This is a genomic window from Lentzea sp. CA-135723 (assembly GCF_050936595.1).
Lineage (GTDB): Bacteria > Actinomycetota > Actinomycetes > Mycobacteriales > Pseudonocardiaceae > Lentzea.
Genome location: NZ_JBNJMK010000002.1, coordinates 973,573 through 991,327, shown reverse-complemented (window position 1 = coordinate 991,327; position 17,755 = coordinate 973,573). Strand labels below are relative to the sequence as shown.

Here is a 17,755-nt window from a genome sequence, read left to right as displayed (position 1 = left end):
CGCCCGCCGGTCCAGGCCTCGCGAGCGGGCGCACCGCTGGTGACGCGGTGAAACCGGACAATCACTCCATGCCGACTGTCCACTTGCGCACGAATGGACAAAGAGTGCGGAACCCTCCGAAAGAACCTGGCCCTTAGCAAGGCGAAAGGGTCATACTCGCCCCCACCAACCCGTATAGAGGGGGTAAAGCTGTGTCTTCACGCGCAACGACCCGGCGACGCAAAGCGTCACTCGCGGTTCTGGGGGCGCTCGCGCTGACGCTGTCGACGGCGACCGGGCCCGCGTACGCGGAGCCCGACCTGCCCGCCGACGGCGCCGGACTGAGCGAGGCCCAGCTCGAGTCACGGGCGGAGGGTTCCGCCGCGCTTCCCGGCGTCGACGAGATCAGCCGCAGCCGCAACATGGTCCCGGTCGCCCACCTGGACAAGCAGGCTCCGCTCAGCTCGACGCAGACCGACATCGCGTTCCAGGACAACTACGCGTTCGTCGGCAACTACGACGGTTTCGTCATCTACGACGTCCGCAACCCGAGGAAGCCGACGATCAAGAGCCAGGTGCTCTGCCCCGGCTCCCAGAACGACATCTCGGTGTACGGGAACCTGCTGTTCCTGTCGACCGACTCCTCGCGCAGCGACAACTCCTGCAACAGCGTCTCCCAGCCCGCGACGATCAAGGAGTCGTGGGAGGGCATCAAGGTCTTCGACATCAGCAACAAGAGCGCCCCGCGCTACGTCGCCGCCGTCGAGACCGCCTGCGGTTCGCACACCCACACGATGGTGCCGAGCAAGAACAAGAAGGACGTCTACCTCTACGTCTCCTCCTACTCGCCGAGCGCCACGTTCCCGGACTGCCAGCCGCCGCACGACAAGATCTCCATCGTCAAGGTGCCGGTGAAGAACCCGGCCGCTGCCTCGCTGCTCAAGGCACCGGTCCTCTTCCCGGACGGCGGTAACCCCGGTCGCAGCGGCGACATCGAGACCGGCTACACCTCGGCCACCACGGGTTGCCACGACATCACCGTGTACCCGCAGCTCGACCTCGCGGCCGGCGCCTGCATGGGCGACGGCGTCCTGTGGGACATCACCGACCGGGAGAACCTGGTCGAGATCAACCGCGTGCAGGACGACAAGAACTTCGCGTTCTGGCACTCCGCCACGTTCAACAACAGCGGCACCAAGGTCGTCTTCACCGACGAGCTCGGTGGCGGTGGCGCGGCGACGTGCAACGAGAAGATCGGCCCGACGCGCGGTGCCAACGGCATCTACGACATCGTCGGCAAGGGCAAGAATCGCAAGCTGGTGTTCAAGTCCTACTACAAGATCCCGCGCATGCAGACCGACACGGAGAACTGCGTCGCGCACAACGGTTCGCTGATCCCGGTGCCCGGCAAGGACATCATGGTGCAGTCCTGGTACCAGGGCGGCATCTCGGTGTGGGACTTCACGAACTCGGCCAAGCCGCGTGAGATCGGCTTCTTCGAGCGCGGCCCGATGCCGAACGGCGGGGGCGGCGGCACCTGGTCGACCTACTGGTACAACGGCTACATCTACTCCTCGGAGATGGGCCGCGGCTTCGACGTGATCGACATGCGCGACCCGCGCACGTTCATCGCGAAGCTGTTCCGCACGGACGAGCTCAACGTCCAGACGCAGGGCAACTTCTACCGCGGTTAGTCAGTTCCCGCATCAGCGCGGCTGCCGTCGTTCGGCAGCCGCGCTGATCGCTGTCAGGACCAGGGTCACCGCGACACCACCGAAAACCGCCCACACGGGGTTGCCCGCGTCCATCGCCCACGCGGCGACGACGGCCGTGAGCCCGTAGCCCGCGCCGGTCACCGCGTACATCATCGAGAACCCGGCCGCGTGCGCGCCGACCGGAAGCCGTTCGCGCAACGCGAGACTGCGCGTCACCAGCACGCCCGACTGGAACAGCCCGGCCGCGAGCAACGCGCCCGCGATGCCCGGCAGGTTCGGGAACAACGCCAGCGCGCCGACGCACGTCGCCGTGATGACCAGCAGCACCAGCCCCTGCGTGCGGAACGTGCCCGGCCACGGCCGCAACCCGTACAGCACCGCACCCAGCGCGCTGCACGCCGCGAACCCCATGAGCAGCGGCCCGATCCAGCCGATGCCGATCCCCCGGTGCTCCAGCAACGCCGGCAGCACGAGCTCGGCGACCGCGAGCTGCGCCAGTGCCGCCGCGCTCACCAGGTAGATCGGCCACGCCGACGCCACGACCCTGGGCTTCGCCGTGCCGGACCGCGACGTGACGTGCCCGCGCGGCAGGATGAACACCAGCCACGCCGCCACGACGATCAACGACACGGACACCACCACGGGCGCCCGGTGGTCGACGCTCAGCGCCAGCACCGTGACGAGCGCGGGCGCCACCGCCCACACCACCTGCGTGATCATGGCGTCGAAGCCCATCGCCTTGGGCACCAACGCGTCCGGCACCAGCCCGAGCAGCATCGCCCGCAACCCGCCGGGCGTCGTCGAGGGCCCGGCACCGGCCACGAACGCCGCGATCGCCAGCACCGTCACGTTCTGCGTGAGGGCCAGCGTCGTGAACGCCACCGCCCCGACGACCAGCCCGATCGACAGCTGCCCGCGCATCCGCGACGGGTCGAGGAACAACCCGAGCAGCGCCGCGCCGAGCACCTCGCCCAGCACGTACACCGCCACCAGCGACGCCGCCAGCACGTACCCGCCTGGCAGTCCCCTCACCAGGAACACCATCATCAGCGGCGTCATCGACATCGGTAACTTCGCGGCGACCGTCACCACGGCGCACGCCAGCACGTCCCGGTTCGCGAGGTCGCGGTACCCGGCTGCGGAGATCGTCATCTACTCGCCCAGCTCCTGGAACAACGTCAGCTGCAACCCGGCGGGAGCCTTCAACCGCGCGTTCAGCGAGTTCCACGGCGTGCGCGTGGGTTCCGCGATCACCTCGGCGCCTGCCGCCTCGAGCCGCCGGGTCGTGCCCTCGGAGTCGGTGACCTCGAAGGCCACCCGGATGTGCCCCGCGACCCTGCTGCCGACCTCGACGGAGTCGATGAACTCGGCGTGCGGCGGGTCGGTGATCTCCAGCGTCGCCCGCCCGGCCTCGAGGATCGTGACCCGCCCGCCGTCGGACGAGAACGCCGCCCGTTGCTCCAGCCCGAGGACATCGCGGTAGAAGCGCAGGGCCTCGTCGTAGTCGTCGGCGGTGACGACCAAGCGGAGTTCACGGACACCGGTCATGGCGACGATCATTCCAGCACCGGTGTCAGAAAGGAGAGAAGCCGCGAAACCGGCCTGCCAGGATGTGTCCGTGCTGACCGGACTCGACCGAGTGGACTGGGCGCGGCTCTCACACGCCTACGGACCCGCCGACGACGTGCCCGACCAACTCCGCGACCTCGTGTCGCCGGACGAACGGCTGCGCCGGAAAGCCCTGTCCGGCATGTACGGCAACCTCTACCACCAGGGCACGATCTACGAGGCCACCGCCGCCGCGGTCCCGTTCCTGGTGCAGGCGCTGACCGCCCCCGAGTGCGCCGAGCAGCCGCAGCTGCTGGCCCTGCTGAGCGGCATCGTCACCGGCTACGACGGGATGTGGCTGCCGGAAGGGATTCCCGTCGCGCGGCACCGCGCCCAGGCCGTCGGCGGCGACGCCCTGCTGGCCGCCGCACCTCACCCCGGCGACGACGACTACGACGAGGACGAGGCGGACCTCGCCTACGTCGGAGACCTGGACGAGGAGGACCAGCACCGGCTGTACCTGCACATCTGGGTGCGGGTCTACGACGCCGTCCGGGCCGGCGTCCCCGTCTTCCGCGAACTGCTGACCCGGGAACCGCCGGTCGCCCGCATGGCCGCGTACACCCTGGCCTGGTTCCCCGAGGACGCGGCCGGAAGCCTGCCCGCGCTCGCGGAGGTGACCGGCGGCGAAGACGGCGTGCTCGCCGCCACCGCGTCGGTCGCGACGGGCCTGCTCGGCGGCCGTCCGACCGTGGCGCTCGACGACCCGCGCCCGCTCGCCCGCTGGGGCGCCGCGATCGCGCTGGCCTCCGCCGACGACCTGATCACCGCCACCGCGTTGCCCGCGGACGACAGGATCCCGTTCCTCAACGGCGACCTGGCCGCCTACGCGGCCAGGGTGCTGCGGCTGGCAGGGGAACGGGACGCGGACCGGACGTTCGACACGATCCTCTCCCGCATCCCCACCGTCTCCGGCTACAGCGCGCTGCACGTCGTGGGCGAGGCGCTCCACCTGGCGTTCCCCGACGGCCCGGGCGAACGCCGACGCCGCCTCCTGGACGCGCTGGCCGACTCCCCCGGCACGTGGCTCATCGAGGGGCGGAACTTCGCGAGCTTCATGAACCTGATGGACAGGCACGGCCTGCCCACCTCACCCGCCGCCCTGCGCGACTACACCTCGACGCGCTGAGCTCCGAGCGTCAGCCGGGTCGCCACCACCAGCAGCAACGTGATCCCCGCCGTGACGTGGATCGGCGCGGGCCCGAACGTCGCCGCCAGCACCAGCGCCGCCCCGATCGGCAGCAGGTACTTGCGGAGCCCGTCCTGCCCGGGGCAGTCCTGCACGTACCAGACGCACAGGAGGAACACGGCCAGCGGCACCGTCGTGAACGCCGCCACCGTCATCCCCGGCGCGTGCGAGATGTGCAGGTCGTAGTCCACCGAGGCGGCGAGCCCCGCCCCGAGCGCCGCGATCGCGCCGAGGATGAACAGGTGCGCGTAGCCCCAGAGGAACGCCTTCTTCAGGTTGTGCAGGTGCGCCGGCGCCTCGAAGTAGATCCACCACACCGAGAAGACGATGATCAGCGACGCGGCCGCCAGCGAGATGAGGTTCTCGCCGCTGTCGAAGCCCTTCTGGAACGCCAGGGTGGCCGCGAGGATCGACTCGCCGAGCACGATCAGCGTGAACAGCCCGTGCCGTTCGGCGATGTGGTGCGGGTGCCAGGTCGTGGCCGACGCGCGTTCCGCCCACGCGGGCACCAGCAGCTCACCGATCATGAACAGGACCCACAGCGGCACCTGCAGCGCGGGCGGCGCCACCAGCACCCACAAGATCCACAGCACCTGCATGAACGCGATGCCACCGGCGTACCGGCGCGTGCAGGCCCGGTGGTCCGGGTTGTCCATCGACGCCCGCAGCCAGTGCGCCACCATCGCGAGCCGGATGACGACGTACCCGCCGACCACGATCCGGTAGTCCTGGTGCTCGAAGACGGCGGGAATGCCCGCCGCCACCACGAGCACACCGGCGATCTGCACCATCGTGATGACCCGGTACAGCGTGTCGTCGTTGTCGAACGCGCTGGCGAACCACGTGAAGTTGAGCCACGGCAACCAGAGCGCGAAGAACGACATGCAGAACGCCAGCACGCCCGCCCCGGCGTGGTTCTCGGAGACGGCGTGGTGCAACGAGGCGGCGGCCTGGGCGACCGCCACCACGAAGCTCAGGTCGAACAACAGCTCCAACGGCGTCGCGACCCGGTGGGCCTCCGCCGTGTCGCGCGCGAGGAGCTTCCTGATCATCCAGGCACCACCATGATCCGTGATTCGCTGAGGTCCAGTGCGACCCGCGTGCCCGGCTGGTACGCGGACGCGGTGTTGGAGGGCTGGTCGATCCGCAGCACCTGCTCACCCACCCTCACCGAGATCCGCGTGACCGGCCCGAGGAACGACTGGGTCAGCACGTCGCCCACGATCTTGCCACCGGCGTCGCCGTCGTGCGCGGAGACACCGATGTCCTCCGGGCGGACGATCAGCCTGACGTCGCTGCCGGACGGCTGGTCGTGCGTCGCGGCCACGGTGACCCCGTTGACCACGACGGTCTGCCCCTCCGCCTTCGCCTCGACCGAGTTGGTGACGCCGACGAACTGCGCCACGAACGCCGTCTTCGGCTCGCGGTAGACGACGGACGGCGAGTCGAGCTGTTCCAGGCGGCCGTGCGACATCACGCCGACGCGGTCGGAGACGGCGAGCGCCTCCTCCTGGTCGTGCGTGACGAACAGGGTCGTCATGCCGAGCTCGGTCTGGATGCGGCGGATCTCGTCGCGCAGGTTCACGCGGACCTTGGCGTCCAATGCGGACAGCGGCTCGTCCAGCAGCAGCACGCGCGGCTGGATCGCCAAAGCACGTGCCAGCGCGACGCGCTGCTGCTGACCGCCCGACATCTGGTGCGGGAACCGGCCGCCCAGGTGCGAGAGCCCGACCAGCTCCAGCAGCTCGCCGGCTTTCCGAGCGTCCGCCTTGCGCATCTTCAGGCCGAACGCGACGTTCTGCGCCGCGGTCATGTTCGGGAACAGGCTGTAGGCCTGGAACACCATGCCCATGTCCCGCTTGTTCGCGGGCACACCGGTGATGTCCTTGCCGCCCACCGTGACCGTGCCCGAGTCGGACGTCTCGAAGCCCGCCACGATGCGCAGCGCCGTCGTCTTGCCGCAGCCCGACGGGCCGAGCAGCGACACGAGCTCGCCCTCGGCCAGTTCCAGGTCAAGACCGTCCAGCGCGGTGTTGCCGCCGAACGTCTTGCGCAGCCCCTTGAGTTCCAGGTGACCCATCTGATTACTCCTCGACCACGGTCTGACGGCGCCGCTGGCCGACATACGAGAGTGCGAACAAGAGAACGAACGCGAACAGCAGGCACAGCAGCGACACCGCGACGGACACGCCCGCGTTGCGCTTGCCCAGGAGGTTGACCTGCACCTGCAACGTGTCGAAGTTGAGCAACGACGCGATGGTGAACTCGCCGAGCACCAACGCGACCGACAGCAACGACGCGCCGATCAGCGCCACGCGGATGTTCGGCACCACGATCTTCCACAGCACCGTGACCCACGAGGCACCGAGGCTGCGCGCGGCCTCGGACAACGTCTTCAGGTCGATCGCGGCGAGACCGGCGTCGATCGCGCGGTAGGCGAACGGCAGCACGAGGATCGTGTACGCGAACGTCAGCGTCAGCGCCGAGTTGCCGAAGAAGTAGTTCACCCACGCGTACAACGGCGCCATGCCGACGACGAGCACGATCGCGGGAATCGCCAGCGGCAGCAGGCAGAGGAACTCCACGAACCGTTGCAACTGCGGGAGCCGCAACCGGATCCACGCCATGGTCGGCACCAGCAGCACGAGCATCAGCACGGCTGACGTCACCGACAACAACAACGAGTTGACGAGCGCTTCCATCAGCCCGTCGTCGTCGACGATGGACGTCCACGAGTCGAGGCTGCGCGAACCGCCGATCCCCCGCGTGGAGAACTCGGCCATCGCGACCAACGGCAGCAGGAAGTAGACGCCGAGGACCAGCAGGATGATCGTGCGCAGGACGCGCTGCTTCACTAGCGAACCCACTTGGCCACCCTCTTCTGCAGCAGCACGTTCACGCCCATCGCGATGCTCACGACGATCACCATGCCGAGGCCGAGCGCCTTGCCGAGGTTCTCCTGGCCCAGCACGACCTCGCCGGTGAGGAACCCGCGGATCTGCAGCGGCACGATCGGGCTGCCCTGCGAGACGAGGGCCGCGGCCGTGGCGTACGCGCTGAAGGCGTTGGCGAACAACAACAGCAGCGCGCCGAGGAACGGCGGCGTGAGGATCGGGCCGCCGACGTGCCGCCAGTACGTCCAGCTCGTGCCGCCGAGCGACGCGTTGGCCTCGCGCCACTGCGGGCGCAGGCCGTCGAGCGCGGGCAGGAACACGATCACCATCAGCGGGATCTGGAAGAACGTGTAGACGAGGACCAGGCCCGGCAGGTCGAACAGCCACGCGCTGCCGGCGAACAGGTCGATGCCAACGTTGTCACGCAGGAACTTCGTGACCAGGCCCTCGAAGCCGACCGTCGCGAGGAACGCGAACGCCAGCGGCACGCCACCGAACTGGGCGAGCACACCGCTACCCGCGACGACGATCCGGCGCAGCATCCCGTCCGGGTTGCCGACCGCGATCGCCCACGTGAGCAGCGCTCCGAAGATCGCGCCGATGACCGCGGTGAGCGCGGAGAGCTCGATGCTGCGCACGAAGGCGTCGAAGACGACACCGGTGAACAGCGACGAGAGGTTCTCGAACGTGAACGCGCCGTTGGTGTCCTGGAAGGCACCGACCAGCACGAGCACCGTGGGGTAGACGAGGAAGATGCCGACGAACGCGAGGAACGGCACCGCGACCAGCCAGGCGGCCGCAGATGGCCGACCGGCGGCCCCACCCTTCTTGGCAGAAGGAGTGGAGCCGCCGGGCGTCGTCGCTACGGGAGCGACCGCGGTCATCCGATGGCCTGAGCCCACGTCGCGGTCAGGACGGCCTTGGCCTTGTCGGCCTGGGCCTGCGTCTGGAAGACCTGCTTGCCGTCGGTCTTGGGCAGCTTGTCCTTGGCGGCCTTGTCCGCCTTGTCACCCATCTTGTCGAGGCGGACCGGGCGGGACATGCCCTTCAGGTAGAGGTTCTGGCCCTCGTCGGAGTAGAGGAACTCCTGCCACAGGCGCGCCGCCGCGGGGTGCGGGGCGTCCTTGCTGATGGCCTGGTTGTAGTAGGCGCCGATCTGGGCCTCTGCCGGGACGACGACCTTCCAGTCGAGCTTGCCCTTGAGCTTCTCGGTCTGGGCGGCGTTGGTGTAGTCCCAGTCGATGACGACGGGCGTCTGGCCCGACTCGATCGTCGCGGGCGAGGGGTCGACCGGCTGGAAGTTGCCGGCGGCCTTGAGCTGCTTGAAGAACTCGACACCGGGCGCGACGTCGTCGGCGGAACCGCCGTTGCCGAGCGCCGCCATCATGACGCCGGAGAACGCGGCGCCCGCCTGCGTCGGGTCGCCGTTCAGCGCGACCTTGCCCTTGTACTCGGGCTTGAGCAGGTCCTTCACGCTCGCCGGCGCCGGCACCTTGGCGGCGTCGTAGCCGATCGACATGAAGCCGCCGTAGTCACCGTAGTAGGCGCCGTCCGCGTCCTTGAGCTCCGCGGCGATGTCGTCCCAGGTGCTGACCTTGTAGGGGGCGAACAGGTCCTTGTTCGCGAGCGCGACGTTCAGACCGAGGTCGAACACGTCGGGCGCGCGGTCGTTGCCCTTGAGCTGCTTCGCGGCGTTGATCTCCTCCTGGCTGGAGGCGTCCGGCTGGGCCGAGTCGACCTTGATGCCGTACTTGGCCTCGAAGGCCTTGATGATCTCGCCGTAGTTGGCCCAGTCCGGGGGCAGCGCGATGACGTTGAGCTTGCCCTCCTTCTTGGCCGCCTCGACCAGCTTGTCCATGCCGCCGAGCTCACTCGCCGACTTGGCGGTCCCGGCGGCACCGGCCGGCGTCTCCTTGGCGGGCGGGGCGCCACAAGCGGCCATCGCCAGCACCAACGCACCGACACCAATGATCTTCGTGGTGACGTTCCCTCGCTTCAGCACGAGCGGAGGATTGGCTCGGACCGCTTTCGTTGTCAAGCCAGCCGCGCCGGTTGAGACCTTCTCGACTCCAAGCATGAATTCTTGGCGTCCTAAGGGTTGCGGCCGAATGCTTCCCGAGCTTCGCTCAGATGTTGTACCGAGATCCCGGTACCGGGATCGACGTGGACGAGCGCGGTGGTCAGGTGCCGTCGCTTGTGGACGAACGCATCGCGACGGGCCGGGTGCAGACCGAAGTCGTCGTCGAACCACACGAGGGGCCTTTCCCAGGCGTAGCGCGCCACCGCGGGGTACTTCCAGCCGGTTTCGTCATGGAACTCGACCACCTTGAGCTCCGGCAGCCCCAGACGCGGTCCGATCTCGGTGTTCGCGCGGTGCAGCCACGTCGTGGCCCACGCGAGTTCGGCGCCGGTGTCTTCCGCCAGCTGTCTCAATTGGTGCCCGTGTCCGGGGTCGAGCCAGACCCGGAGCTTGCGCCTCCAGCCGACCGGCATGCCGGAAGAGCGAGCGGACCGGCCGGACCTTCCCTAACCTCGATCCATGAGACGCCTCGCATTGTTCGTCCTCCTGTGCGCCGCGCTGGCGGGTTGCGGCGTGCTCGGCGACATCGCCGACCTGCAGACCCGCCTGACGGACGCGGGCTTCAGCAGCGTCTCCACCAACCACAGCTCGACCAACGGCGTCGACCGCGTGGACGTCAGCGCGACCGCGCAGGACGAGACGAAGGTCCCCGACGACGTCGCCGAGATCGTCTGGGACACCTACCCGCGCCACGTCGACGAGCTGTCCGTGTCCGTGAACGGCATCTACGGCAACTACACCGAGGACGAACTGCGCGCGACCTTCGGTGAGCGAGGGGTCACCGAGAAGGCGGACGACGACGCCGACGTGGGCCGCACGATCGTCACGTGGCTGATCGTGGCCGCGGTCGTGTTCGTGCTGTTCGTCATCGGCGTGATCGTCCTGATCGTGTTCCTCGTGCGCCGCACCCGACGGCGCCGCATGCCGCCGCCGTTCTACCCGCACCAGTAGTCGAAAGCGCGCGTTCCTGTTCGTATAGGGGCATGTTCACCGACGAAGAGATCGCCTACCTGCGCGAACAGCCCCTCGCCCGCCTGGCCACGATCAACGAGGACGGGTGGCCCGACGTGGTGCCGCTGGCGTTCGAGTACGACGGCACGCACTTCTGGGTCGGCGGCGTGGGCGAGCAGGTCCTGGGCACCCGCAAGTTCCGCAACATCACCGCCGGCCGCCGCCAGGTGTCGCTGGTCGTGGACGACCTGGTGTCGTTCACCCCGTTCGTCGCGCGGGCGATCCGCGTCTACGGCACGGCGGACGACCCGGCCGAACGGGTCGGCATGATGGGCCCCGGCCTCTACAGCCGCATCACGCCGACCCGCGCCTGGGCGTGGAACATGGCGGGCGCCCCGGCCGGCGAGACCTGGTACGAACCCCGCCGCTCATGACGCCCTGCGGGTCGAGCACACCGCCGTCGCCGACCCCCACCGCGCCCCGTACACGAGCCCCGGCAGCAGCCGCCGGAACCGCAGGTGGATCTCCCCCGCCCGGTCCACGGTCCGCTGCACGCCGTTCGGCTCCGCATCGGACCGCAGCACGCCGTCGAACGCCCGCACCAAACGCTTGCGGTCGTGTTCGAAGCGCACCCGCAGGTCGAACACCTCGCACGGCCGTTCGGGCACGTGCAGCACGCACGGGTGCATCGCGTCGCGGTGCGACAGCCGGTACCGCAACGCGAAGTCGTGCGTGACGCCACGGGTCAGCGGCTCGGCGGGCACGAGCGTGAACCCCGGCCGGTCCGCGTCGGAGCGGTCCCGCAGCGTGCCGCCGTAGAGCAGGTGCACGTCCACGTCGCGGCGGCGCACCGGGAAGACCGAGGCGAAGTCCAGCGCCTCGACGCCGTCCTGGTCGACCACGACCTGGTAGCGCTCGATCACCTCCGGCTGCCCCTGGTCGAGCACGACGGCGACGCTCAGCTCCGCGGTGTGCCAGCTGCCGTCGGTGCGCGGGGCCGTCGTCGCGGCCAGTTCCGCGAGCTGGTCGACGGCCTCGTCCACACGACGCCGCACGGTGCGGGAGTCGCGGTCGATCCGCGCGGCCACCCACGTGACGCGTTCCTGGTAGAGCGGCTGGCGGACGTCGGGGATCAGGCCGAACGCCGCGCGCGCCGCGAACTGCAGGTCCTCCGGCAGCTGCTCGACCAGCTCGGTGAGCCGGGTGACGAGCTTCTGCTTCGCGGCCACCGACCCGTCGGCGCTGGTGATCCCGCAGGCGGCGGCGAGCGACGGGCCGATGCGGTCCACGATCCGGCCCGCGTGCACACCCCGTCCCTTGCGCAGCGTCTTCAGCTCCCTGACCAGGTTCGTCATCATCTCGGGTCTCCCCTCTCCGGTGCGGCGCGGGCAGCGTGCGGCGGGCGTGTGGACGAGAAGTGGACACGCCGTGGATCGGTCACACGTGCTCCGGTCGCCGGACGGTCCGCGCGACCGAAGAGGCCAGCGCGTTGCCCAGCCGGACGCCGTCGCCGCCGAGGAAGACCCGCGACGTGCCGATGCGGCCGAGGGTGGGCTGGTCGACGGTGCCGAGCCCGAACGCGATCATCTCCGGGCACGCGGCGGTCGCCGTCAGCCTGGCCAGCGCGGCGGGCCACGCCGGATCGGTCGGCCTGCCGTCGGACACGAAGAACACCATCGGGCGCCGCACCCGCACGCGTTCGGACTTGAGCAACCGCACATCTGTCTCTATGACGGTCCGCAGCAACGTGAACGCGGAACCGAAGTCGGAACCTGATTCCTGGCGCGGGCGAATATCGGTCGCCGGATCGAGCGCGGGCCGCAACGGACGCACCACGAGCGGACTGTCCGCGAACACCACCACGCACAGCAGGACCTGCGCGGGAGCACGCCGGTCCGCGTGCACCACACCGCGGAACTCGCGCAGGCCCGCGTTGACCTCGTCGAGGTGGTCGCCCATCGAGAACGACACGTCGCACACCAGGTAGCACGGCAACACGTCCGGTTCCATGACGTGCACCGTTACGGAATCGCGTTGATCAAACGTGGACAAAAAGCTGATTCGCTGACACACCAACGGGGCCTTGCGCGACATTCCCCCCAAGACGGAAGCTTCAGACCAGGAGGCGGCGTGGAATTTCGGATGCTGGGACCGCTGGAGGCGTGGCACGACCACACCGCCGTACCGTTGGGGGACCAGCAACAACGCTTCATCCTCGTCGTACTGCTGTTCAACGCCAACAGACCCGTGTCACCCGAACGCATCACCGAGGTCGTCTGGCCCGATCAGCCGGAACGCCGGACGCTGGTGCGCGGGTACATCAACAAGCTGCGCAAGGCGTTCGACGGCACCGACGCGGAGATCGAGCGGACCGCCACCGGGTACGTGCTGCGGGTCGACGAGGACGCGGTCGACGTGCGGCGCTTCGAGCGCCTGCGCTCCGAGGCGGCGCAGGCCCTGCAGGACAACGACCAGCGCCGGGCCATCGACCTGCTGCGCGACGCGGTGGCGTTGTGGCGCGGCGACTTCCTCGCGGACATCGACATCGACAGGGTCGGCGGCGCCGACGTCATCCTGCCGGACGAGACCTACCTCGACGCGCTCGGCGACCTCGCCGAACTGGAACTGCTCTCCGGCGACCACCGCTCCGCGCGCGACCGCATGCGCCGCGCCGTGCGCACCACCCCGGAGAACCAGAAGTACGCGGAACTGCTGATGCGGGCGCTGATCGCGGGCAGCGACCGGGTGGGCGCGATCAAGGCGTTCGACGTCGCCTCCGCCGCACTCGCCGGTCTCGGGCTCGAGCCGGGAACCGTGCTGCGCAACCTCGCGGAACGCGCCCGGCGAGGCGAACCGGGCAGCTCGCTGCCGTCGCGTCCCGGCGGGTTCACCGGCCGCACGGAGGAGCTCGCCACGATCGCGGCGGCCGCGGCGGGATCCGACGAACGACGGGCCGTGTGGATCAGCGGCCCGCCCGGCGTCGGCAAGACGGGCCTGGCCGTGGAGTCGGCGCACCAGCTGCGCCACCGGTTCCCGGACGGGCAGCTCCTCGTGCGGCTCAACGGTTTCACGCCCGGCGTGGCGCCGCTGTCGGTCTCGGAGGCGCTGACCCAGCTGCTGACCGAGCTCGGCGTGCCCGCCGAGCAGATCCCGGACACGGTGGGACGCAAGGCGACCGTCTACCAGACCCACCTCTACGGCACGAAAACGCTGGTGGTGCTGGACAACGCGCTGTCGCCGGAGCAGATCCGGCCGTTGCTGCCGGAGAACCCCGACTGCTTCGCGATCGTCACGAGCCGCAGGATGGGCGAGCCGGACATCTCCGAGCACGTGCGGCTGGCGCCGTTGCCCGCGGACGACGCCTCCGCGCTGTTCCAGCGGCTCATCGGCCCGTCGTCGCGGGTGCGGGCGAGGTCCGCGGACGTCGCGGGGCTCGTCGCCCGGTGCGGCTACCTGCCGGTGTCGATCACGGTCGCGGCGGCCATGCTGCGCAAGCACGACAGGTGGTCGCTCGACTACCTGCTCGGCCAGCTCGACGACACCGGGTCGTGGCAGGGCGACGGCGCCGCGATCCACGCCTCCTACCGGCAGCTCGACGCCGGCCAGCAGCTGGTGTTCCGCCTGTTCGGACACCTGCCGGGCCCCGACGTCGACCTCGTCGGCGCCGCCGCCCTCATCGGCCGCGACATCGCTGTCACCCGCAGGCTGCTGCACGACCTGCACGAGGTATGCCTGCTCGAGGAGGTCGCACCGGAGCGCTACCAGATGCTGGACTCCATCAAGGAGTTCGCCTCGCTCGAACCTCCCGCTGCCGGGGCACTGGAGCGGCTGCTCGACTTCTACCTCGTGACGCTGGCGGACGCCGTGCGCGTCGCGTACCCGTTCGACCGCGCCGCGCTGCCCGCCGTCGAGGCCACGAGCCCGCAGGCGCTGCGGTTCGCGGACGAGGACGAGGCGCTGGCGTGGATCACCGCCGAACGCGACAACCTGATGGCGGCCATCAGCCAGGCGGACTCCGACCGCGGGTGGCTGCTCGCCTCGTTGATCTGGCGGTACTTCAACACCGCCAACAGGCTCGACGACTGGATCGAGGCCGTCGGTCCGGTGCAGCCGAAGGACGACCACGGCCGCGCCCACGTGTCGTACCGGCTCTCGTTCGCCCACTGCCGGCGCGGCCGGCACGCCGTCGCCCGCGACCTCGCCGAGCAGGCGCTGGCGTGCTGGACGCGCGTCGGTGACGTGGCCGGTGAAGCCGCGGCGCTGCTGGCGATCGGTCTCCCGACGATGCAGCTCGGTGCGCACGACGACGCCCTGGAGGTGTTCGAGGCGGCACGGGCGAAGTACGAGCAGTGCGGGGACCTGCGCGGCCAGGCGCACGCGCTGAGCTCGCTCGGCTACCTCAACGAACTGCACGGCAGGTACGAGGCAGCGATGCGGCAGCAGGCGGCCGCGACCGGATTCCTGCGGCAGATCGGGCACCACCAGGGACTCGCCCACGCGCTGAACAACCTCGGCGCGAACCTGCAGCACCTCGGGAAGTTCGACGAGGCCATCCCCCACCACCTGGAGGCGCACGAGATCGCGGTCGAGCTGGAGGACGACTGCGTGGCCGCCTACGCGTTGACCAACATCGCGGACGCGCACCGGCTCGCCGGCCGGTTCCCCGAGGCGATGCACCACCACGACCTGGCGGACCAGGCCGCCGCGGGACTCAACGACATGATCCTGCGGGGAGGTCTGCTGCGCGACCGGGCCGCCACGGAGAGGGACCGCGGCAACCTCGGCGTGGCACTGCGGCTCTACCGGTCGTTGCTGGACCTGGCCACGAAGACCGGCGACCGCACGCACGAGTCCGACGCGGAGATCGGTGCCGCACGAACGTTGCACGCCATGGGGGAACACACGCGGGCCGCGCCCCACTGGGACGCGGCCGAGGCGGTGTTCCGCGACCTGGAACAGCCGGAGGCCGAGCAGGTGCGGCGGGAACGGGAGGCGCTGACGTGCGGGTGCGGTCAGGGGTGACCGGTCAGCGGTGGCTGAGCTGGCGCCTCAGGTCCGGGTAGATCTCGCGCACGGCGCCGTGGTTGTGCCATCGGCCGAGGGTCCTGGCGAGCTGCCGCAGGTCGGTCCGCACCGTCGCGGAGTCGACGTGGGCCGCGTCGTCCAGGGCCGCGGCGAGCGCGCGGCAGCTCTCGTCGACCTCTCCCGACAACGCGAGGGCGAGTGACTGCCGCACGCGGAACCGGGCGAGGGTGCGCCGGGACGTGGCCGGCACCAGGGCGAGCTGGCGCTCCAGCAGCTCCGCGGCCTCGGTGTTGAGCCCGAGGTCCGACAGCGCCCACCCCCTGGCGAGTTCCAGCGGGTCGGGCGCGGTCGACCCGAGCACCGGGTACGGACCGTCCACAGCGGACTCCATCTGGTCGGCGGCACGGCCGAACGCGCGTTCCGCCGCGGTGCGGTCGCCCGCGAGCGCGTGGCCCTGCGCCTCCCGCCGCGCGGCCAGGGCGAGGACGCGCGAGCCGGCCCGTCCGATCCACTGCGCCTGCTGAGCGAGGTTGATCGTCGCGGCCGCGTCCTGCCGGTAGAGCGCGAGGCCCGCCTCCCGCACGAACGCGTAGCTCGCGATGTCCGGATCCCCCGCGGCGCGGGAGAGTTCGGACGCGTGCCGGGTCCACCACAGCGCGCCCTGCTCGTCGCCGGCTTCCTGGCACATCCAGCCGGTGTACTCGGCGATGCGCGCGGCGAGCTGCAAGAGCCGGTCGCCCACGGGGCCGGAGTTCTCCCGCGCCAGGCCGTGCACCGTCTGCTGCAGGGCGTGCAACGGGTCGAGCACCACGTGCGGACTGGCGTGCAGCCCGATGCCCCGCAGCTGTTCGAACGACGTGCGCATGCCGACGATCACCTGCTCGTCCGGCACCGTGCGCGCGCCGCCGGTGAACGCGCCGACGCCGAGCATCGTTCCGGCCACCAGCACCTGGCGCCGGCCCAGTCCCCTGACGTCGCCCGGGAGCGGTCCCCTGGTGGCGGCCTCGACCAGCAGGCCACCGACGTCGAGCACGCCGTCGCACAGTCGTGCCACCGTCGGCGTGGGCGGTTTGAGATCGTTCTCGATCTTGCTGAGATAACCCTTGCTGTAATGGATCAGCTTGGCCAGCTGGCCCATCGACAACCCCGCCGCGACGCGGTGCGCGCGCAGCAGCTCACCAAAACTCTCGGACACGATTGCCTCCCGCTCCGGCGTCCACCGAGTACATCATCCCGCATGTTCCTCCGCAATGCGCCCCGGCCATTCCTGGAAATGGCCGGGGCGCATTCCGCGTCGGATCAGCCGAACCACGGGTTGCCGTGGCCGTCCTGGGTCTCCGTGGTGGTCGTGGTGGGGGGCGGCGGCGGGGTGTCGTCGGCGTTGGCCGCGACACCACCGGAAAGGGAGGCGGCGACGGCCAGCGCGGTCACCAGGGTGGCGCCACCCGCGACGAAAGAGGACACGATTTTGGACATGGCGAATCTCCCGAAGGTGTTCGGAATTGATTTCCGGATTTCGCTCGCCGTTTGCGAGCACCCTTCGAGCATTCGTCTTCGAAAAGCCCCGAACCAGGTGTTTCCCGTTGCCCACCGAAGTGGTCAACACGTCCACTCCTCATCCACTTCTGGTCAACACCCGTGCCGGAGGCTGCGCGCACCCGGCCGCCGGCCGGCTTTCCGCGAGGAGGGTGGAGTGATCGAATCCGCGACCTACGACATCGCCGTGTCGTTCGCCGAGGACCAGCGCGCCGTGGCCGCCGAGGTGGCCGAGGCGTGCCGTCAGCGAGGCCTGACCGTGCTGGAGGGCAACAACCCGCCACCGGCCCAGGTGCGCTTCGTCGTCCCGTTCGTGTCCACTGTGGACGAGGTGCGCAACGGTGACGGGCACGTCCTGCCCGTCCTGACCGGTGCGGAGCCCGACAACCCGCAGGTCGCCTACCTGCGGGCGGACGAGCACCTGGTCGACATCCTGGTGTCGCGGGTGGAGGCCGCCGAGACCGAGGGCCGCGACCGCGTGTCCATCGGCACCGCGGACACCTCGCTGCGGCAGCTGGCGGAGCAGTTCGCCGCCGCACCACCCGCGCTCACCCGGCGCGGCCTGGCCGGCACGGTGCACCTCGGTGGCAGCACCGTCACCGTGAGCGTCGACCGCGCGGACAACGCGGTCTACGCGGTGGAGGTCCGCGACGACGAACCGGTGAACTTCGTCGTCCTGGGAGACGTCCAGCTCCCGGCGCTGTGGCAGCGGATCGAGACCATGCTCTCGTCGCTCTGACGCGAAAAGGGCGGTGTCCCCCTTCTGCCCGGGGGACAC

At 70.0% G+C, this 17,755-nt stretch carries 18 protein-coding genes; 6 read left to right on the top strand and 12 right to left on the bottom strand.

Annotation, left to right across the window (positions count from 1 at the left end):
- The first annotated feature begins 401 nt into the window (after positions 1-401).
- Positions 402-1,673 (top strand): LVIVD repeat-containing protein, encoded by a 1,272-nt coding sequence (locus tag ACQEU1_RS40500; protein WP_433217021.1) that lies wholly within the window; start codon positions 402-404, stop codon positions 1,671-1,673.
- A gap of 12 nt (positions 1,674-1,685) precedes the next feature.
- On the opposite strand, the gene ACQEU1_RS40495 is transcribed toward ACQEU1_RS40500, so the two are convergent.
- Positions 1,686-2,846, bottom strand: coding sequence for an MFS transporter (locus ACQEU1_RS40495; protein WP_433214593.1), 1,161 nt, complete (start codon positions 2,844-2,846; stop codon positions 1,686-1,688).
- Positions 2,847-3,242, bottom strand: a complete 396-nt coding sequence (locus ACQEU1_RS40490) for a VOC family protein (protein ID WP_433214590.1) — start codon at positions 3,240-3,242, stop codon at positions 2,847-2,849.
- 70 nt (positions 3,243-3,312) lie between these two features.
- Here ACQEU1_RS40490 and ACQEU1_RS40485 point away from each other — a divergent pair, with 70 nt between their 5' ends.
- The gene (locus ACQEU1_RS40485) at positions 3,313-4,431 is read left to right on the top strand and encodes a hypothetical protein (protein ID WP_433214587.1); all 1,119 of its coding nucleotides are present in this window, start codon (positions 3,313-3,315) and stop codon (positions 4,429-4,431) included.
- Here ACQEU1_RS40485 and ACQEU1_RS40480 read toward each other — a convergent pair.
- The 6 genes from ACQEU1_RS40480 to ACQEU1_RS40455 form a co-directional block, all read right to left on the bottom strand.
- The gene (locus ACQEU1_RS40480) at positions 4,413-5,543 is read right to left on the bottom strand and encodes a low temperature requirement protein A (protein ID WP_433214584.1); all 1,131 of its coding nucleotides are present in this window, start codon (positions 5,541-5,543) and stop codon (positions 4,413-4,415) included. The genes ACQEU1_RS40485 and ACQEU1_RS40480 overlap by 19 nt on opposite strands.
- The gene (locus ACQEU1_RS40475) at positions 5,540-6,571 is read right to left on the bottom strand and encodes an ABC transporter ATP-binding protein (RefSeq protein ID WP_433214581.1); all 1,032 of its coding nucleotides are present in this window, start codon (positions 6,569-6,571) and stop codon (positions 5,540-5,542) included. The genes ACQEU1_RS40480 and ACQEU1_RS40475 overlap by 4 nt, the downstream gene beginning before the upstream one ends.
- A 4-nt stretch (positions 6,572-6,575) precedes the next feature.
- Positions 6,576-7,358 (bottom strand): ABC transporter permease, encoded by a 783-nt coding sequence (locus tag ACQEU1_RS40470; RefSeq protein ID WP_433214579.1) that lies wholly within the window; start codon positions 7,356-7,358, stop codon positions 6,576-6,578.
- A complete protein-coding gene (locus tag ACQEU1_RS40465) occupies positions 7,346-8,269 on the bottom strand; it encodes an ABC transporter permease (protein WP_433214576.1) in 924 nt (307 codons plus the stop codon). Before ACQEU1_RS40465 ends, ACQEU1_RS40470 begins: the two co-directional genes overlap by 13 nt.
- Positions 8,266-9,387 carry an ABC transporter substrate-binding protein gene (locus tag ACQEU1_RS40460; protein WP_433214573.1) on the bottom strand — a complete coding sequence of 374 codons (1,122 nt, stop codon included), beginning with the start codon at positions 9,385-9,387 and terminating at the stop codon, positions 8,266-8,268. The genes ACQEU1_RS40465 and ACQEU1_RS40460 overlap by 4 nt, the downstream gene beginning before the upstream one ends.
- Positions 9,388-9,476: 89 nt before the next feature.
- Positions 9,477-9,878, bottom strand: a complete 402-nt coding sequence (locus tag ACQEU1_RS40455; protein ID WP_433214570.1) for a hypothetical protein — start codon at positions 9,876-9,878, stop codon at positions 9,477-9,479.
- A 46-nt stretch (positions 9,879-9,924) separates the two neighbouring features.
- On the opposite strand from ACQEU1_RS40455, the gene ACQEU1_RS40450 reads away from it, so the two are divergent.
- A complete protein-coding gene (locus ACQEU1_RS40450) occupies positions 9,925-10,416 on the top strand; it encodes a hypothetical protein (RefSeq protein ID WP_433214567.1) in 492 nt (163 codons plus the stop codon).
- Between the two features lie 32 nt (positions 10,417-10,448).
- Positions 10,449-10,850 carry a PPOX class F420-dependent oxidoreductase gene (locus tag ACQEU1_RS40445; RefSeq protein ID WP_433214564.1) on the top strand — a complete coding sequence of 134 codons (402 nt, stop codon included), beginning with the start codon at positions 10,449-10,451 and terminating at the stop codon, positions 10,848-10,850.
- Here ACQEU1_RS40445 and ACQEU1_RS40440 read toward each other — a convergent pair.
- A complete protein-coding gene (locus ACQEU1_RS40440; protein WP_433214561.1) occupies positions 10,845-11,774 on the bottom strand; it encodes a hypothetical protein in 930 nt (309 codons plus the stop codon). The two genes, ACQEU1_RS40445 and ACQEU1_RS40440, sit on opposite strands and share 6 nt — an antisense overlap.
- Before the next feature lie 79 nt (positions 11,775-11,853).
- The gene (locus ACQEU1_RS40435; RefSeq protein ID WP_433214558.1) at positions 11,854-12,426 is read right to left on the bottom strand and encodes a vWA domain-containing protein; all 573 of its coding nucleotides are present in this window, start codon (positions 12,424-12,426) and stop codon (positions 11,854-11,856) included.
- Between the two features lie 120 nt (positions 12,427-12,546).
- Here ACQEU1_RS40435 and ACQEU1_RS40430 point away from each other — a divergent pair, with 120 nt between their 5' ends.
- A complete protein-coding gene (locus ACQEU1_RS40430) occupies positions 12,547-15,438 on the top strand; it encodes a tetratricopeptide repeat protein (RefSeq protein ID WP_433214555.1) in 2,892 nt (963 codons plus the stop codon).
- A gap of 4 nt (positions 15,439-15,442) precedes the next feature.
- Here the strand turns inward: ACQEU1_RS40430 and ACQEU1_RS40425 are convergent, their stop codons facing one another.
- Entirely contained in the window at positions 15,443-16,636 is a 1,194-nt protein-coding gene (locus ACQEU1_RS40425; protein ID WP_433214552.1) for a helix-turn-helix domain-containing protein, read from the bottom strand.
- A gap of 104 nt (positions 16,637-16,740) precedes the next feature.
- Positions 16,741-16,917, bottom strand: a complete 177-nt coding sequence (locus ACQEU1_RS40420; RefSeq protein WP_382443006.1) for a hypothetical protein — start codon at positions 16,915-16,917, stop codon at positions 16,741-16,743.
- 217 nt (positions 16,918-17,134) lie between these two features.
- Between ACQEU1_RS40420 and ACQEU1_RS40415 the strand changes: the two genes are divergently transcribed.
- A complete protein-coding gene (locus ACQEU1_RS40415; RefSeq protein ID WP_433214549.1) occupies positions 17,135-17,716 on the top strand; it encodes a hypothetical protein in 582 nt (193 codons plus the stop codon).
- Positions 17,717-17,755 lie beyond the last annotated feature (39 nt).

Bases quoted from the DNA above. Each gene is read 5' to 3' on its own strand.
- ACQEU1_RS40495 (WP_433214593.1), bottom strand. From the start codon at position 2,846: ATGACGATCTCCGCAGCCGGGTACCGCGACCTCGCGAACCGGGACGTG.
- ACQEU1_RS40420 (WP_382443006.1), bottom strand. From the start codon at position 16,917: ATGTCCAAAATCGTGTCCTCTTTCGTCGCGGGTGGCGCCACCCTGGTG.
- ACQEU1_RS40435 (WP_433214558.1), bottom strand. From the start codon at position 12,426: ATGGAACCGGACGTGTTGCCGTGCTACCTGGTGTGCGACGTGTCGTTC.
- ACQEU1_RS40465 (WP_433214576.1), bottom strand. From the start codon at position 8,269: ATGACCGCGGTCGCTCCCGTAGCGACGACGCCCGGCGGCTCCACTCCT.
- ACQEU1_RS40440 (WP_433214561.1), bottom strand. From the start codon at position 11,774: ATGATGACGAACCTGGTCAGGGAGCTGAAGACGCTGCGCAAGGGACGG.
- ACQEU1_RS40490 (WP_433214590.1), bottom strand. From the start codon at position 3,242: ATGACCGGTGTCCGTGAACTCCGCTTGGTCGTCACCGCCGACGACTAC.
- ACQEU1_RS40500 (WP_433217021.1), top strand. From the start codon at position 402: ATGGTCCCGGTCGCCCACCTGGACAAGCAGGCTCCGCTCAGCTCGACG.
- ACQEU1_RS40480 (WP_433214584.1), bottom strand. From the start codon at position 5,543: ATGATCAGGAAGCTCCTCGCGCGCGACACGGCGGAGGCCCACCGGGTC.
- ACQEU1_RS40445 (WP_433214564.1), top strand. From the start codon at position 10,449: ATGTTCACCGACGAAGAGATCGCCTACCTGCGCGAACAGCCCCTCGCC.
- ACQEU1_RS40455 (WP_433214570.1), bottom strand. From the start codon at position 9,878: ATGCCGGTCGGCTGGAGGCGCAAGCTCCGGGTCTGGCTCGACCCCGGA.
- ACQEU1_RS40450 (WP_433214567.1), top strand. From the start codon at position 9,925: ATGAGACGCCTCGCATTGTTCGTCCTCCTGTGCGCCGCGCTGGCGGGT.
- ACQEU1_RS40475 (WP_433214581.1), bottom strand. From the start codon at position 6,571: ATGGGTCACCTGGAACTCAAGGGGCTGCGCAAGACGTTCGGCGGCAAC.